At 39.8% G+C, this 16,245-nt stretch carries 15 protein-coding genes; 9 read left to right on the top strand and 6 right to left on the bottom strand.

Features of this window, described 5'->3' with window-relative positions; translation table 11 throughout:
• Positions 1 to 83 precede the first annotated feature (83 nt).
• Positions 84 to 914 (bottom strand): nuclear transport factor 2 family protein, encoded by an 831-nt coding sequence (locus tag FCR06_RS02055; RefSeq protein WP_138497207.1) that lies wholly within the window; start codon positions 912 to 914, stop codon positions 84 to 86.
• A gap of 84 nt (positions 915 to 998) precedes the next feature.
• On the opposite strand from FCR06_RS02055, the gene murG reads away from it, so the two are divergent.
• Both murG and FCR06_RS02045 read left to right on the top strand, forming a co-directional pair.
• On the top strand, positions 999 to 2,072 hold the full coding sequence (gene murG / locus FCR06_RS02050) for an undecaprenyldiphospho-muramoylpentapeptide beta-N-acetylglucosaminyltransferase (protein WP_138497206.1): 1,074 nt from the start codon (positions 999 to 1,001) through the stop codon (positions 2,070 to 2,072).
• A gap of 164 nt (positions 2,073 to 2,236) precedes the next feature.
• Positions 2,237 to 3,565, top strand: coding sequence for a hypothetical protein (locus FCR06_RS02045; protein ID WP_138497205.1), 1,329 nt, complete (start codon positions 2,237 to 2,239; stop codon positions 3,563 to 3,565).
• A 174-nt stretch (positions 3,566 to 3,739) separates the two neighbouring features.
• Here FCR06_RS02045 and FCR06_RS02040 read toward each other — a convergent pair whose 3' ends face one another.
• Complete coding sequence (locus FCR06_RS02040; RefSeq protein ID WP_138497204.1) at positions 3,740 to 4,942, bottom strand: 3-dehydroquinate synthase; 1,203 nt, start codon at positions 4,940 to 4,942, stop codon at positions 3,740 to 3,742.
• Between the two features lie 746 nt (positions 4,943 to 5,688).
• Between FCR06_RS02040 and FCR06_RS02035 the strand changes: the two genes are divergently transcribed.
• The 5 genes from FCR06_RS02035 (at position 5,689) to FCR06_RS02015 (ending at position 11,440) form a co-directional block, all read left to right on the top strand.
• Complete coding sequence (locus FCR06_RS02035; protein ID WP_138497203.1) at positions 5,689 to 6,555, top strand: EboA family metabolite traffic protein; 867 nt, start codon at positions 5,689 to 5,691, stop codon at positions 6,553 to 6,555.
• A gap of 95 nt (positions 6,556 to 6,650) precedes the next feature.
• Entirely contained in the window at positions 6,651 to 7,553 is a 903-nt protein-coding gene (locus FCR06_RS02030; RefSeq protein WP_138497202.1) for a TatD family hydrolase, read from the top strand.
• 84 nt (positions 7,554 to 7,637) lie between these two features.
• Positions 7,638 to 8,570 (top strand): UbiA-like protein EboC, encoded by a 933-nt coding sequence (eboC, locus tag FCR06_RS02025; RefSeq protein ID WP_411267976.1) that lies wholly within the window; start codon positions 7,638 to 7,640, stop codon positions 8,568 to 8,570.
• Positions 8,571 to 8,774: 204 nt separating this feature from the next.
• Positions 8,775 to 10,013, top strand: coding sequence for a metabolite traffic protein EboE (gene eboE / locus FCR06_RS02020; RefSeq protein WP_138497201.1), 1,239 nt, complete (start codon positions 8,775 to 8,777; stop codon positions 10,011 to 10,013).
• A gap of 50 nt (positions 10,014 to 10,063) precedes the next feature.
• Positions 10,064 to 11,440 carry an alkaline phosphatase family protein gene (locus FCR06_RS02015; protein WP_138497200.1) on the top strand — a complete coding sequence of 459 codons (1,377 nt, stop codon included), beginning with the start codon at positions 10,064 to 10,066 and terminating at the stop codon, positions 11,438 to 11,440.
• 97 nt (positions 11,441 to 11,537) lie between these two features.
• On the opposite strand, the gene FCR06_RS02010 is transcribed toward FCR06_RS02015, so the two are convergent.
• On the bottom strand, positions 11,538 to 12,149 hold the full coding sequence (locus tag FCR06_RS02010) for a hypothetical protein (protein ID WP_138497199.1): 612 nt from the start codon (positions 12,147 to 12,149) through the stop codon (positions 11,538 to 11,540).
• 190 nt (positions 12,150 to 12,339) lie between these two features.
• Here FCR06_RS02010 and FCR06_RS02005 point away from each other — a divergent pair, with 190 nt between their 5' ends.
• A complete protein-coding gene (locus FCR06_RS02005; RefSeq protein WP_138497198.1) occupies positions 12,340 to 12,771 on the top strand; it encodes a biotin carboxylase in 432 nt (143 codons plus the stop codon).
• Positions 12,772 to 12,856: 85 nt separating this feature from the next.
• Here FCR06_RS02005 and FCR06_RS02000 read toward each other — a convergent pair whose 3' ends face one another.
• The 3 genes from FCR06_RS02000 to upp form a co-directional block, all read right to left on the bottom strand.
• The gene (locus FCR06_RS02000) at positions 12,857 to 13,120 is read right to left on the bottom strand and encodes a YggT family protein (protein WP_138497197.1); all 264 of its coding nucleotides are present in this window, start codon (positions 13,118 to 13,120) and stop codon (positions 12,857 to 12,859) included.
• Positions 13,121 to 13,245: 125 nt separating this feature from the next.
• Positions 13,246 to 13,599: a hypothetical protein gene (locus tag FCR06_RS01995; protein WP_138497196.1), complete on the bottom strand. Its 354-nt coding sequence runs from the start codon at positions 13,597 to 13,599 to the stop codon at positions 13,246 to 13,248.
• Between the two features lie 69 nt (positions 13,600 to 13,668).
• Positions 13,669 to 14,325, bottom strand: coding sequence for a uracil phosphoribosyltransferase (upp, locus tag FCR06_RS01990; protein ID WP_138497195.1), 657 nt, complete (start codon positions 14,323 to 14,325; stop codon positions 13,669 to 13,671).
• A gap of 391 nt (positions 14,326 to 14,716) precedes the next feature.
• Here upp and crtH point away from each other — a divergent pair, with 391 nt between their 5' ends.
• Positions 14,717 to 16,207: a carotenoid isomerase gene (gene crtH / locus FCR06_RS01985; protein ID WP_138497194.1), complete on the top strand. Its 1,491-nt coding sequence runs from the start codon at positions 14,717 to 14,719 to the stop codon at positions 16,205 to 16,207.
• Positions 16,208 to 16,245 lie beyond the last annotated feature (38 nt).

Raw genomic sequence — 16,245 nt, 5'->3', positions numbered from 1 at the left:
AAATGCTATGGATTAAAGGTAACGCGCCATCCAGATTTTTAGTACGCTAGCGGTAGCGTAGCGCACTAACTCCTAACTTCTAACTACTTCTTCACTACTTCCAAGCGCTGAGTTACCATTGTCATCCCATTACCCCGCAGGATAACAGCAGAAACCCATTGGCTACCAGGGATAAGTGGTGCTTGTCCTACTTTAAACACTCCACCAGATGTTAATAATTGCAAATCTACGGGCGTAGGGTTGAGATATTTATCTGCTCGGATGGGTTCCTCTAATGCCGTTCCTAATAAAAAATCATCATCCAGTGGTTCTTGAACGATCGCATCAAAATTATACTTCTGTCCGACTTTCACTTGCTGTGGTAATTTGACCTCAATTTGGGGCGGGTTGCTGCCAGAGGTAAGTAGTGTGCGTTCGGACAAAATGTCTTGGCGGAGGATTTTTCCATCGACGACACGTTGACGCGATTTAATCGTGGCATTCATACCCAAATTATTACTTTTACTGGAGGGTGAGCCGATTATCTGGGTTTCTGTTTCGGCGATGATGGCGTTACCTTCAGCTTTTGCAGATAGCAGTTTGGTAGTATATTGCAATTTCGGATATCTTTGCCAGAGTGAAACCAGCGATTTTTCCAGAGTTTGGCGATCTAACCCATCGCCATGAGTGAAATTAGGACTGTAAAATTGTAACACGCCTTTGACATCGCCTTTGCTTGCAGCAGCATCAACTTGTGTTAACAGGTTTTTCAATTCGGTTGGTGCATTTTGGGCTGTAGTGGCTTGGACTAATTGCTGTGGTGTACTGGCTTGAGTGGGTTGCCAAGCACTTGTCAAACCGACCGTCAGCAGGAATGAAATCAGCCCGATGCTGGTTGATAATCTAAGTTGGCGTCTCAGTAAAATGTTAGTCATTGGTAAGAATTGACTGATTTGATTAGAGAAAGTAAGCAAATTGTTTTATCTTAGTTAAGCTAGACGCTAAACGGTAGAGGTTTGATGGCAAACGCACCAATCAAATTATTAATAGCTGCCAGTGGGACTGGTGGACATTTGTTTCCAGCGATCGCACTGGCCCAAAAACTGCCAGATTATCGAATAGAATGGCTGGGAGTACCCAATCGCCTAGAAACTGAACTTGTCCCTAAAGAGTATCCTTTGAATACTATTGCAGTTGAAGGTTTTCAGCAAGGGTTTGGTATTTCTTCAATTCGCATCTTAGCTAAACTCCTGGGTTCGGTTTTGCAAGTGCGGCGAATTCTCAAACAGGGAGATTTTGAAGGAGTATTAACTACAGGGGGTTATATTGCTGGTCCTGCCGTTCTTGCAGCGCGTTCCCTTGGTTTACCAGTGATTTTCCACGAATCAAATGCTTTGCCTGGTAAAGTTACTCGCTTTTTTGGCCCTTGGTGTAGTGTGGTAGCTTTGGGATTTGAAGTGGCTGCTAAGTATTTACCCAGAGCTAAAAATGTCTGCGTTGGCACTCCTGTAAGAGCGCAATTTTTGGCTAATGGAATGAACGCACCGCTGGATTTAGCGATTCCTGATGGTGTTCCTTTGATTGTCGTCTTTGGTGGTAGCCAAGGTGCAGTTGCAATCAATCAGTTGGTACGCGAAGCAGCAAATGCTTGGTTTGATGCTGGTGCTTATGTAGTACATTTAACTGGCGATCGCGATCCGCAAGCAGATACTCTCAAACATCCACAATACATCGCCTTACCTTTTTACAACAATATGGCAGCATTGTTGCAACGAGCAACATTAGCCATTAGTCGTTCTGGTGCGGGTAGCTTGACAGAATTGGCAGTATGTGGAACTCCAGCAATTTTGATTCCCTATCCCTTTGCCGCAGAAGACCATCAATCCTACAATGCAGAAGTATTTAGCAAAGCTGGTGCCGCATTAACCCTCAAGCAATCACAGTTAACAGCACAACAATTGCAAAGTAATGTGTTGAATTTGTTGCACTCACCCCAAGAGTTGGCCAAGATGGGAGAAAAAGCAAAGGCGATCGCAGTTCCCGATAGTGCCGAAAAGTTAGCGCAGTTAGTACGTGAAGTGGTAGAAATTTAGAAGATTCAAAATTCAACGTTGAAGATAGTAGCAGAAAAACAGAATTTATTTTCTGGTTAATGAATATTTTATACCAATTAAAAAAATAATTGCGATAGATAAATTGCTAAAAAGCTGATTTACTAACTCTTGGATAATTCAAAATTTAAAATTCCAAACCCAAAATGGTATTATTTAACCAAAAATTTAGGCTCGCACTAGGTTGTGCTGGTTTATTAGTTGTCAGTTTAGCTAGTAGCTATCTATATACTCATCCAAAAACTAAACAGCTAACCCCACAAGAACAAGGGTTAACTCAACAAAAGAATTCTGCTTCACTTCAATCATATGTTTCTTTGACATCAAATCAAGCTGCTCATCCACTCATCTCTAGGTGGGAAAAGTCTGTTATTACTGAGCAAAAAATAGACAAACCAAATGCTCACTCATCTCAACAGGATTTATTAGCTGCATCTACATCTTATCCAGTTGTTGATGAATTCAAAAAATATAAATATAGTGTTAATGGCAGCCAGGTTTTTACTCCAGTGAAACTGCCAGCTAATAAGGTTAACTTCAATCAAACAGATTTATTAACTGTTCTTGTTAATACTAGAAAATATTTTCAAGACTATGCTTCACAAGACCCCGATATTCTCCGAACAGGAGTGCTTGCTACTCAAGGAGTTACTGTAGAAGATGTTCTCAAAACTTTGGACTTCATGGTTACTGTATTAAATGAGGATATCACTAACCGCCGAACTACTCGATTACAAGACCCTAAGTTTATCAATGCAAATTTTCGAGTTATTAAATGGACTGCCTACAACCCCAAAAACAAACAACAAAAACAATTAAGAATTACTAAATATGCTGTTTTTACTCACACTGGTTCTCGCAAGAAAACCTCTACTTACAATACAGCAATTTATAGCTTAAAAGATAACTCCAATAACGATAAATTTTATACTAAATACACAAAACAGGATGTCTTATCTGGTATTTACGAACCAGGTGGGAGAGAATTTGGCAAAGTTAAAAGTCTTGCTTATCTAACTAGAACTGGCTTAGAAGAAGCCTTGATGCAGGGAACAATTTTGATTAATTTCACAAATGGTTATAAAGCATTTTTTAATGTAGATAGAAATAATGGCATGTCTTATATTCGCGGATTAAAACCAACAGCACAAAAGCGTTATTGGTATTTTAGAGAAGTTGATGCCATTAAAGGCTATGGATATAAAATAGATGCAAAAATTTCTATCAAACCAGGAGTTACTTTTGCCGGAGATGTTCTGAATGTTGGTTTAGGCAAAGTAATTATCATTGAGCAGACTAAAGGTGGTCGTAAACATCTACAAATGGGAGTTATGGCTGATACAGGCGGAGCATTTCTACCCAATCTTTATCAACTCGATTTTTTAGCAGGTATTTTTCAAAATCAAAAACAATTTAGCCAATATATCAGCCAATTACCTGATTATGCTACAGCATATTTTTTAGTTAAGAAGTAACATTAGAATTTAGCAGAGTTTGATAACTAAACTTAATAAATTTCAAAAGTTAAACTTGTCATTTCTATCGACTTTATAACAATCCTTATAGGAGAAAGTGAAAAATATCAGTGATGACTGTTGACTGTCAACTGTTAACAGTCAACAAAATATGAGTGCTATATCAATATCTAGTTAATGCAAAAGTTCCCAATCTTGTAGCAAGGAAATAGCATCTTTATAGAATGATAAATCCACTTGATTAACTTCTATTCCCTGTCCGATTCCTTCTAAAAGGGTGATTGTTAATTTTCCTCCTAAATGTTCGCGGAACTCGGTAAGACCCCTAAATATACAATCTGGATGGTCTGGGCGATCTAATTGCTCTGTGAGTGCTGGTACATACAAAGTAAAGCCTAATTTCTTAAGTGTGCTTAGAACCCTTTGCCACTCTGATTGTAAAAGTTGCCCTATTAAATATGAATAAGTTGTGTCTAAAGCAATACCGATCGCCACAGCTTCCCCATGACGTAAACTATAATTGGTTAAATGTTCCAGCTTGTGAGCAGCCCAATGTCCAAAATCTAAAGGACGCGATGAACCCATTTCAAAAGGATCGCCGCTACCAGCAATATGCTCTAAGTGCAACTGGGAGCAGCGATAGATCAGCTTTTCCATAATCTCCATATCTCGATTAGCTAATCTATCGGCATAAGTTGTAATAAWATTGAAGAAATTTGCATCTTTAATCAGCGCCACTTTTACGGCTTCTGCAATCCCCGATCGCCAATCGCGATCGTCAAGGCTGGTAATAAAATCAAAGTCATTCAATACAGCATAAGGTGGCATGAATGTACCAAGAAAATTTTTCTTGCCAAAGGCATTTATTCCATTTTTCACCCCGACACCAGAATCATTTTGTCCTAGTACTGTCGTCGGTACCCGTAGCAGTCGAATTCCTCGGTGAGCTGTTGCTGCTGCGTATCCTACCATATCCAGCACGGCCCCACCTCCGATTGCTAATACGTAGGAGTGACGACACAATCCAACTGCATCGATTACTTGATGAATTTGCTCTATGAATTTAGAATCGTTCTTGACTGCTTCTCCACCCGGAACTATCATCGGTTCACCACTCAAGGTGAATACATTTGCATAACGCTGTGCGTAAACTGATAATTTTTTTAGCAACCCATTTTGGTAATTTAAAACTCCTCCATCTACCACTACTAACACTTGTTTTGGAGTTGTCTCGCCATTTGCAGCAATCACTTGTGCAAGTAAGGAATTATCCAACTCAAACAAACCTCTAGTAAAACAAACATCATACTTGAAGGTTACTTGAACACATTGATTAATAGGTTGCAGATTGACAGCAGTCTGTTGTTTGATAGCCATATTTAATGTGATGAATTTTTAACTAATTGTATATAGATGTGCTACTTCAATTAAGATTAGCAGCAAGTTCAACAAAATAATTTTTGCACTTTAGTATTCAAAGAATTTACCAAATAATTAAAGCTAATAAATTAGCCTTTATCGTCTCTTTTGTGAAAGCTCATACTATAAGATTGTTGTTTGACAGCTTTCAAAATCTATAGCAAAGAGGTTTGTTGATTTACGTATGCATTAGACGTGTTGCAAAAGTCCTAAATACCCTGCCATCAGCCCCTAAGAGCAGGCTCTTAAGAAAGACTTTAACGTAAGTAAAAGGCTCTTTAAGGTTCTTTTTTGATTTATGCAAAAAGTCTATTATTTAATCGCAATCTCAGTGGCTCTGCCATAAAAGAAGCAGTATAAATATCAATGATTGCTTTACACTGCCTTCATCCATTGTGGAAGCAAGTCAAAAGTAACATTTATTGCAAATTTATTCATGCCTAGACATTATATCTAAGTTTGGTAGTGCAGATAGTGATTACATAAAATTCTAATTTTTTTAAGTAACCTTACTTGCAATTTTATCACCCCAAAATCATATCTTTATAGTATCTTATTTATAGAGAGTATATTTTATAGATTCAATGAAGTTATTAGCTAAGTATATACTATAAGTACTGATTAAATAACAAAGTATCAAATTAAATGCTAAATATTATACATAGTTGTTACAAAAAAGTTGGGCAACTTATCCTGAATTTATCATGATTAAAGTAGATAAGTTACTACATCAGTGGTTAGTAGAGTCTGTTTCACAGGTAGCTATTAGTTGGTTAGAACAGAAGCAGACACAGATTGCTAGCGGTGCTGGTGAGCGAGTGTTTTTCACAGCTTTTAGTGCGGTACCGCGTTATCTGGGCAAACAGAATTTGCAGCTAACATCCCAAGATATGGAGGCAGCACAGGAGGCAATTCCTGGTTGGAATCCGAGTATTTGGAGTGTAGATCAAGCAGCTCGCACACTCTTGGTTTTAGCTTTGCCCCAGGATGATGCCCAGGGTTATGTGCGATCGCTTGATAAAGTCTTCTCTAGTGCTGATATGGGCGAGTTAGTTGCACTTTATCAGAGTTTGCCCCTATTGCCACATCCAGAATTACATCGCCACCGCGCTGCTGAGGGAATTCGTAGCAATATGAGCAATGTATTCCAAGCCATAGCGCTTTACAATCCTTATCCAGCCGATTATTTAGATAATGCTGCTTGGAATCAGATGGTATTGAAAGCTGTGTTTGTTGGTAGTCCGTTGGATCTAATTTGGGGTTTAGATCGTCGCACCAACCCAGAATTAGCAAAAATGTTGACAAATTATGCCCATGAACGATGGGCAGCTAAACGCTTAGTTACCCCAGAACTTTGGCGAGCTGTAGGTAAATTTGCTGATAGCGCAATCATCGCAGATTTAGAAAAAGTCCTAGCTAATGGGGATATAGCCGAACAACAAGCAGCAGCATTAGCATGTGCTGAATCATCTTTACCTGAAGCGCAAGCATTACTTTCGCATTATCCAGATTTACAGTCATCCATAGAACACGGTAACTTGACTTGGAGCAGTTTTAGCCGCGATCGTTGAAAGAATCTGAGGACTAAAAAATAGGATAAAAAATACTATTTTCCAGTCCCCAGTCCCCAGCTGCCAATCCTCAGTCCCAATCCCCAAACCACACTATGATGTTTATCGATCCTCACATTCACATGTGTTCCCGTACTACTTACGATTACTTAGTAATGCGGGAATATGGCATCGTCGCCGTTATTGAGCCAGCTTTTTGGTTAGGACAACCCCGAACTAACGCCGGCACATTCAAAGATTATTTCAGCAGTCTTGTGGGCTGGGAACGGTTTCGTGCTAGTCAGTTTGGCATCCAACATTACTGCACAATTGGCTTAAATCCCAAAGAAGCTAATAACGAGGCATTAGCAGCAGAAGTTATTGAATTGCTACCGCTTTATGCTTGTAAAGAAGGAGTTGTTGCAATTGGTGAAATTGGCTACGATGACATGACAGAAGCAGAAGATAAATACTTTTGTCAACAGTTAGCATTAGCCAAAGAACTCGATATGTTAGTACTAATTCATACTCCTCACCGGAATAAGAAAGCGGGTGCTATTCGGAGTATGGAACGGTGTATTGAATATGGTTTAGATCCTTCACAAGTAGTTATCGATCATAATAACGAAGAAACTGTAGAGGAAGTACTAAAACGGGGTTTTTGGGCGGCTTTTACAATTTATCCTCAGACAAAAATGGGTAACGCCAGGATGGTGGAAGTTGTCCGCAAATATGGACGCGATCGCATTATTGTCGATAGTAGTGCTGATTGGGGAATTAGCGATCCATTAGCAGTTCCAAAAACGGCTCAGTTGATGTTAGAAAGAGGCATTTCTGAAAAAGATGTACGAGCTGTTTGTTACGAAAATGCTTTAGCTGCTTACAGTCAAACTGGACAGATGCAAGCATCAGACTGGCTCAATCCCCAATCTATCGATCAGCGTCAGCTATTTAGTGGTAACTCTGTATTGCGAGGACAAAAACCAGGTATTAATTCTGTTTCAGTGTTGATTGAATAGAAAGCTATAGACGTATTGGATAAATATTTTCACAATCGAAATTCTCAAATCCAGAATAGTATTACTACCCAAGGAGTCAGAGAAGTGAATGTTGCAAACCTGAAATTTCAAAGTTGGCGGGGTTATTTAGAATTGATGCGTCCGGCTAATATTGTTACTGCTTGGGCAGATATTCTAGTTGGCTTTGCTGCTTCTGGCTCGGGAATGATTTTTGCTAAATTAATCAATGAGGAAGCAAATTTTGCGAATTTAATTCCATTAGCTTGGTTGTTATTAGCTACAACTGGTTTATATGGCGGCGGTATCGTTTTCAATGATATTTTTGATGCCCAATTAGATGCAAAAGAGCGACCAAATAGAGCAATTCCTAGTGGTCGTGTGTCCCTTCAAAATGCTACTTTATTAGGCAGCGTATTGTTTGCTATTGGTATTGGAGCAGCTTTTCAAGTATCTTGGTTGAGTGGAGCGATCGCGATATTTATTACTCTTTCAGCACTGCTGTATAATTCCCTTGCCAAACATCATCCTTTTTTTGGGCCGCTTAATATGGGTTTGTGCCGGGGAAGTAACTTATTATTAGGTGTGAGTGTTGTACCAGAAATAATAGGAGAACGTTGGTATTTAGTGCTAATTCCTGTTATTTATATTGCAGCAATTACTGCAATTAGTCAGGGTGAAGTTCATGGAGGAAAGAAGATTACAGGAATACTAGCACTAGTCTTGATTGCAATGGTTTTGGCAGCAGTTTTAGCATTAGGATTATTACCAGAGTATACAGCGATCGCCGCATTGCCATTTGCAGCTTTCTTGGCTATCCGAGTCCTACCTAATTTTGTGAAAGCTGCGCGCGAACCATTACCAGAAAATATCCGCAATGCTGTAAAAATAGGTGTGTTATCCTTAATTGTTTTAGACGCAACTGTTGCATCTGGTTTTGCTGGTTTGTATTACGGTTTAGCAGTCCTAATTTTACTGCCAATTTCTATGAAGTTAGCACAAATATTTGCTGTCACTTAAAATTTAGCTGAATACAGAAAATATCACACACAGACACAGCGGAAAGTCTAAGCGGAGGTTTCCTCCAATCAAAACTTTCCAAGACAGAGGCGCAGAGAGAAAGTTTGAGTTTTTTACAAAATTTTGGAATTAGAAAAACTCAAAAATTTAAAAGCTCTCTGCGTTTGGGCGCATGGAAATAAAAAATAAAGGATAAACTAGAGAATGAAAATTAAAAAAAACAACTTTCACTTAACTTATTGCAGCAATATTCATCCTGGTGAAACTTGGGTAGAGGTGTTTGCCAATTTACAAAAATATATTCCTGAACTCAAATCGCGTTTATCACCTACAGAACCTTTTGGTATTGGTTTGAGGTTAGCAGATGCAGCCGCTAAAGAACTGTTAGAAAAAAATAACTTAGCTCAATTTCAAGAGTGGTTAACTCAAGAAGATTTATATGTTTTTACTTTGAATGGATTTCCTTACGGGGGATTTCATCACCAGGTGGTAAAAGACCATGTTTATGCACCAGATTGGTCTCAACAAGAACGATTGAATTATACATTAAATCTTACACAAATTTTAGCAACTCTCTTACCAACTGGACTTGATGGCGGAATTTCTACACTGCCATTATCTTATAAACCTTGGTGGGAAGACCAAGCAAATTTTGAGATAGTTTTGAAGAATAGTTGTTTGAATCTGGCATCACTTGTTGCAGAAATGATTCGCATCAAGGAAAAAACAGGAAAACTACTCCATATTGATTTAGAACCTGAGCCGGATGGATTAATTGAAAATACCTCAGAAATCATTGATTTTTTCCAAAATTGGTTACTGCCGATTAGTGGGAATTATTTATCAGAAAAATTGAATATAGAACAAAGTTTAGCTGAAACTAAATTGCTAGAACATATTCGGATATGTTATGATACCTGTCATTTTTCAGTTGAATACGAGCAGCCAAATTCTGTATTTACGCGTTTGCAATCCGCAGGAATTAAAATCGGCAAGATTCAAATCAGTGCTGCAATTCAAGTAAAAATTCCCGCTGAAGTTGAGAAACGTAGTCTGATAGTTGAACGCTTACGTCCTTTTGCAGAATCTACTTATCTTCACCAAGTAATCGAACGTCGCAGCGATGATACACTATATCACTATTCTGATTTAATCACTGCATTACCACACTTAGAACAATCTCTAGCTCAAGAATGGCGGACTCATTTCCATGTGCCAATTTTTATTCATGATTATCAAATTTTGCAGTCTACCCAAGATGATATCGCTACTGTTTTACATCTACTGCAAACAAATCATGCTTGTTCGCATCTAGAAATTGAGACCTACACTTGGGATGTATTGCCATCAGATATGAAAATAGATTTGCTGACTTCTATTGAGCGGGAATATAACTGGGTATTAAAAGAACTTGGCAAGAATCAAGAAGACTTTGATAATTAAGCTGCTGAATTCTTACACAACTGGCTGCAAATTAAGAGGAAATTTTATTTATGAAAAAAACGGTTATTCTAAATGTTGTAGGATTAACGCCTAACTTACTAGGAAAAAACACGCCGTTTTTGTCAGCTTGGGCTGCTAAAGGACAAGTGGTTCCAGTCAAAACAGTATTACCTGCTGTAACTTGTTCTGTTCAAGCTACTTATTTAACAGGAAAATTTCCTGATGAACATGGGATTGTTGCTAATGGTTGGTATTTTCGAGATGAATGTGAAGTAAAATTTTGGCGACAATCTAATAAATTAGTACAGGCTCCGAAAGTTTGGGACATAGCTAAATCAATTGATCCAAATTTCACTTGTGCCAACCTTTTCTGGTGGTACAACATGTACTCATCAGTGGATTATGCCATTACACCGCGCCCAATGTATCCCGCAGATGGAAGAAAATTATCTGATATTTATACCCAGCCTAGTAATGTGCGATCGCCAATTCAATCTGATTTAGGTCAATTTCCTTTGTTCGATTTTTGGGGGCCAAAAACTTCAATTAATTCTAGCCAATGGATTGCCAATTCTGCAAAATGGATTGAGGAACGTTATAGCCCTACACTATCGCTAGTTTACTTGCCACATTTAGATTACTGTTTGCAAAAGTTTGGTCATGATGAAAAATATATCCAAACAGATTTACAGCAAATTGACGCTGTTTGTGGTGATTTAATTGAATATTATCAAGCACGAAATATTCAAGTAATTATTCTTTCTGAGTATGGCATTACTCCTGTTGACAAAGCAGTAGATTTAAACCGCATATTAAGAGCAAATAATTTAATTGCTGTCCGGGAAGAATTGGGGCGAGAATTGCTTGATTTTGGAGCTAGTATTGCCTTTGCTGTAGCCGATCACCAAATTGCTCATGTATATGTCAACGATGCAGCCTACATCTCAAAAGTGCGATCGCTCTTAGAAGCCACTCCAGGCGTAGCGCAAGTATTGGATGAACAGGGTAAACAAGCCTACCATCTCGATCATCCCAGATCGGGAGAATTAGTAGCGATCGCCCAGCCTGATGCTTGGTTTACTTATTATTATTGGCTCGAGGATGACAAAGCGCCTGATTTTGCTAGAACTGTAGATATTCACCGCAAACCCGGTTACGATCCTGTAGAACTTTTCCTCGATCCTCAAATTAAATTTCCTCAAGGAAAAATCGCTCTTAAGCTACTTAAAAAACAACTCGGTTTTCGCTATCTTATGGATGTGATTCCTGTAGATCCTTCTTTAGTCCGTGGCTCTCACGGTCATATTACCACTTCTGCAAATGAAGGACCTCTATTCATCACCCATCAAACTCACCTTGTCGATACAAACATCATTGAGGCGACAGATATTTGCTCCTTGATTCTCAAACATTTAAATCGAGATTAGGGGATGAGGTAGATGGCGATCCACTATCAAGCCGGAAGTAAATAAAATTAATATTAGAGTATCAAAAACTCAATTGAGATTTACTCCAAACTCAGCACTATTTTTGGAACCAACGCCAGTTATAACGATTCCATTCATAAATTCCTTGAATTTCATACTCAGCGCCGTTGAAGAAGCGGACGACACAATTAGTAGAAGAATTATCGCGATCGCTAATTTCATTAACCTGAATTACAATCGAAGGAAACCATTCTGGCTTACACGGCCCATCTTCTTGCACCCATTCCCATAATGCATTGGAAACTTCAATGCGATCGCCTACTTTCAACTTTAATGCATCTTCCAAATAAGCATACTTATCAAAATGGTATGACTCAACACGGTTTAGCCACTGTAAACCGTAACGCTGGCGGATAAATTGTACTGTTCCAGAGTCATTTTCCAACAGCCAATCATTGAGTAATTGCACTTTCCAAGTGCGGTTACGTTGTTCCTCAGCCTTAACAAACTCTAAAAACACTTCTAACTCCTCTGGGGTAAGTTCGTCTAAAGGATTAGCAATATCTGAAGCCCCGGAGTTAGAATTTTCATGAATTTGCTCAATGACTTGCAATAATATCTGTTTCTGCACGTCAGTGAGAGGACAGCCTATCGCATCACAACTATTAAAGGCTGCTTGCATAGCTGTTTCAATCTCATCTGGTGTCATAAAATTTAAAGTAATTGAGGGTTTATTTACCTAATTATTACAAATGTTAAATTAAATGATATTTTTTAGTGTTAACTTACTTATCACCTCAGGGAAATCGCTATGAGTCAAACTCAGCATCCAACCGTAATTCCGTTGTAAGCTGAGGTTATAAGTCACATAATTATTGAATTAAATTACGGGGCCTTTTATGCAGTTGCGCTCACTCACTGTCATTTTTACTTGTTTTTTGATCGCTTTTTTCTCGTGGGTGCTTACTCCCCCAGCTCTCGCACTGACACAGATTAAATTATTTGATATTTCCTATAAGGATTGTCCACCAGAACTGGCAAAAGGAGCTGTTATCAGTAGTGGTAGCGCCGCTGCCAATTGCTTTCTCGTCACTGGCAAGGCAGAAAATGGTAGTAATAAAACAGTCTACGATGCAGATATTTTTGGACGCATCTATGATGCCAATAATGACTCAGTAATGCAAAACCGCACCCGTCTTGGTTCGATTGCTGAGGTATCACCAGGTGTTAGCGATTTTGAATTGAGAATTTCTGTGCCAGCAAATCAACCAACTCCATTGAAGCTGAAGCAGTTCAAGGCAGCTGGATTTAGTGCTCCAGTGCGTAAATAATAAATTTTAAGTTGTATAGGTCAGGGCTAGTTAACCCAGACCTAAAATTTTTTAACTGAAGGCAAAGTAAACTGCAAACTATGTCTTATACAACGTAAGCTAGATTACTTATAAACCCACCAAGAACTTGCAGCAGTATAATAGCTAACATGGGTGAAAAATCTATGCCGCCCAACGGGGGAATAAATGAGCGAAATACATTCAGATAAGGGTCAGTTATTTGACTTAAGGCGGCAAATGGTTGATCGTACCAGTTGATCGTCGGGAACCAGGTCAAAAGAACCCGAATCAGCAACAGAAAAGTATAAATTTGGGTAAAAGTAGCAAGAGTGGTAATCAGCAATTCCATAGATAACTTGGTTTCCTACTAAGTGTTAAACGCGGTCTTATCTATTGATTTTAATTTAGTCTATGTCATGGTGTTTGCATAAGCATTTACCACACTTGGCAACTTTTACCATGCCTAAAGAAACTTTAAGAATCTTTGGTGAAAGAGCGATCGCCTACTGTCTGGGGTGAAGTGCCATTCACATTCCCCAGTTGCTTTCGCACTTCATCAATTGTGGCATTTAGCTGGGCAATTTTATCTTCTAGCGATCGCCGAGCTGTGTCTATGCTAACGCTCTCAGTTTCTGAGGCTTTCATCTGACGCCGCTTTGCTGCTATTCTCTTAGCTTCGGCTTGGCTATCTGTTTGTTCTATCTCATCCTCTGCTAGCAATTCGGGATCGCGTCGAGAAACAATTAGCGCCCCGATTACACCACCGAATACGCTCCCAACAAATGCCCCTGCTAAAAAACCACTGGCAAAACCATCTCGCTGACTCATATATTTACCGCCTTCAACAACCTTGCAACTCTTACAGTAGTTATGCCATTTTTCTTTCCTAGCTGCATACTAACTTAAAGTCCCAAAGATGCGATCGCCTGCATCTCCCAATCCTGGTACAATGTACCCCTTACTGTTAAGTTTTTCATCAATAGTAGCTGTGTAAACTATTAAACCTGGATAAGTAGTACTCAGCTTTTGCAAAGCTGGTGGAGCTGCCACCACACAAACAATCCGCGTTAGGGTTGGATCTACACCCCGTTGTATTAATTCTGCCATTGCCGTCATAATTGACCCTCCTGTTGCCAGCATCGGATCGGTAATTAACACTCGGGTTTGAGGGTCAAACTTTTCTGGTAACTTGTTTAGATAACAATGAGGTTGCAATGTCTCTTCATCTCGTGCCAATCCCAAATGATAAATCGATGCCAAAGGTAATAAATTCTGCGCTCCCTCAAGCAATCCTAGCCCAGCCCGGAGAATCGGTACTACTGCCACTGGTATCTGTGGATCGATTACAGTTGCAGGACAAGTATCTAAAGGAGTTTGCACTGCTGTTTCTTGGGTGGGCAACCAGTCACGCGCAGCTTCATAAGTCAACCATCTTCCCAGCTCAGTCATGGCACTGCGGAATAACACCGAAGGTGTGCCTGCATCACGGGCGACTGCCAGCCAGTGTTGTATCAGGGGATGAGGTGGTACATAAACCCGCAATTGTAGCGTCATAGCTAGAAGTCAGCGCCTCTTTGTACAAGAACTGAAACACCATAATACTCTTTCCTGCATACGGCTGACTAGAAGGAGGCTGAGGACTAGGGACTGGGAGTGTGGGAAGGGTTGTTGCTTTTTTATAATCTCCCCATACTACCTCATCTCCTTATCCTCTCTTAGATAACAGCTAAAATTGACCTCTAAATTTTATTGATAAATATTTTCATTAGCTGTTGACATTAATTCTCGATCAAGGCTATATTGTTATACAGTGTTCTCCTCTCTTTAAGGATCGGCAGACGGGATTAGCCAGCGGCAGCAGGCTTGTCCCTCTTTTTTGTGATAGGGGATTTGGAGAAGAGGCTCCAAGGGCAGGGAATGACCAATGACAAAGGACAAATGACCAATGACAATTGACGCGATCGTGATTGGATCTGGAATTGGGGGTTTAGTAACAGCGACTCAGTTAGCAGCCAAGGGAGCGAAAGTGTTGGTACTGGAACGTTATTTGATCCCAGGTGGTAGCGCTGGTTATTTTGAGCGCCAAGGTTATCGCTTTGATGTTGGGGCATCAATGATTTTTGGGCTGGGACAAAACGGCACTACCAACTTGCTCACCCGTGCATTGTCAGCTGTGAATGTCAGCCAAGAGGCGATCGCAGACCCAGTGCAAATTCACTATCATCTACCTCAAGGTTTAGACTTGAAAGTTGACCGGGTTTATGAAAAATTTTTGCAAAATCTTACTGCTCATTTTCGCCACGAGGAACAAGGAATTCGTCGCTTTTATGACGAATGCCAAAAAGTATTTAACTGTCTTAACAGCATAGATTTACTGTCGCTAGAAGAACCCAGATATCTACTGCGGGTATTTTTTCAGCATCCTCTGGCCTGTCTCGGTTTAGTTAAGTATCTGCCCCAAAATGCTGGGGATCTCGCGCGACGCTACATCAAAGACCCCCAATTATTGAAATTTATTGATATGGAATGTTATTGCTGGTCAGTGGTTCCAGCAGACATGACGCCAATGATTAATGCTGGGATGGTCTTTTCTGATAGGCATTACGGGGGAGTGAACTATCCCAAAGGTGGAGTAGGACAAATTGCCCAAAAACTAGTTGAAGGTTTAGAGAAGGCTGGAGGTAAGATTCAGTACCAAGCCAAGGTCACGAAAATTCTTACACAACGGGGACGAGCAGTGGGTGTGCAGCTGGCTAATGGTAAAGTATACCACGGTAAACGCATAGTCTCTAATGCTACACGCTGGGATACATTTGAGCAATTACTACCAGTAGAACAAATCCCCAATAATGAGAAAAAGTGGCAACAAAATTATCAAAAATCACCTAGCTTCTTGAGTTTACACATGGGAGTAAAACAATCAGTTTTACMTGCAAAGACAGAGTGCCACCACATTTTGCTGGAGGACTGGGAAAAAATGACAGCGGCGGAAGGAACAGTTTTTGTTTCGATTCCTACATTGCTTGACCCAGATTTAGCACCAAATGGATATCATATCATTCATGCCTTCACACCTCACTGGATTGATGATTGGCAAAAACTTTCTTCGAGTGAATACGAAGTCAAGAAAGAAGAGGCAGCTTGGCGAATTATTGACCGTCTAGAGAAAATTTTTCCCGGCTTAGATGCAGGATTGGATTATTTGGAGGTAGGAACACCCCGCACTCATCGCCGCTTTTTGAGTCGTGAAGATGGCACATACGGGCCAATTCCCCGACGCAAATTACAGGGGTTATTGAAGATGCCGTTTAATCGCACTGCTATTCGAGGACTTTATTGCGTTGGAGATAGTACCTTTCCCGGTCAAGGATTGAATGCAGTAGCTTTTTCTGGGTTTGCCTGCGCCCACCTCATTGCCGTAGATTTAGGATTGTAAAATCTAAAATCTCGGTGCTTAGGGACTTCCAATTAAAA

Source organism: Nostoc sp. PA-18-2419 (assembly GCF_005869855.1).
Taxonomy (GTDB): domain Bacteria; phylum Cyanobacteriota; class Cyanobacteriia; order Cyanobacteriales; family Nostocaceae; genus Nostoc.
The sequence above is the reverse complement of the archived record's forward strand: the minus strand, read 5'-3'. Positions and strand labels throughout refer to the sequence as shown.

Excerpts from the sequence above, each read along its gene's own strand:
- FCR06_RS02055 (WP_138497207.1), bottom strand. The coding sequence starts at position 914 with ATGACTAACATTTTACTGAGACGCCAACTTAGATTATCAACCAGCATC.
- murG (WP_138497206.1), top strand. The coding sequence starts at position 999 with ATGGCAAACGCACCAATCAAATTATTAATAGCTGCCAGTGGGACTGGT.
- FCR06_RS02045 (WP_138497205.1), top strand. The coding sequence starts at position 2,237 with ATGGTATTATTTAACCAAAAATTTAGGCTCGCACTAGGTTGTGCTGGT.
- FCR06_RS02035 (WP_138497203.1), top strand. The coding sequence starts at position 5,689 with ATGATTAAAGTAGATAAGTTACTACATCAGTGGTTAGTAGAGTCTGTT.
- FCR06_RS02030 (WP_138497202.1), top strand. The coding sequence starts at position 6,651 with ATGATGTTTATCGATCCTCACATTCACATGTGTTCCCGTACTACTTAC.
- eboE (WP_138497201.1), top strand. The coding sequence starts at position 8,775 with ATGAAAATTAAAAAAAACAACTTTCACTTAACTTATTGCAGCAATATT.
- FCR06_RS02015 (WP_138497200.1), top strand. The coding sequence starts at position 10,064 with ATGAAAAAAACGGTTATTCTAAATGTTGTAGGATTAACGCCTAACTTA.
- FCR06_RS02010 (WP_138497199.1), bottom strand. The coding sequence starts at position 12,149 with ATGACACCAGATGAGATTGAAACAGCTATGCAAGCAGCCTTTAATAGT.
- FCR06_RS02005 (WP_138497198.1), top strand. The coding sequence starts at position 12,340 with ATGCAGTTGCGCTCACTCACTGTCATTTTTACTTGTTTTTTGATCGCT.
- FCR06_RS02000 (WP_138497197.1), bottom strand. The coding sequence starts at position 13,120 with ATGGAATTGCTGATTACCACTCTTGCTACTTTTACCCAAATTTATACT.
- FCR06_RS01995 (WP_138497196.1), bottom strand. The coding sequence starts at position 13,599 with ATGAGTCAGCGAGATGGTTTTGCCAGTGGTTTTTTAGCAGGGGCATTT.
- upp (WP_138497195.1), bottom strand. The coding sequence starts at position 14,325 with ATGACGCTACAATTGCGGGTTTATGTACCACCTCATCCCCTGATACAA.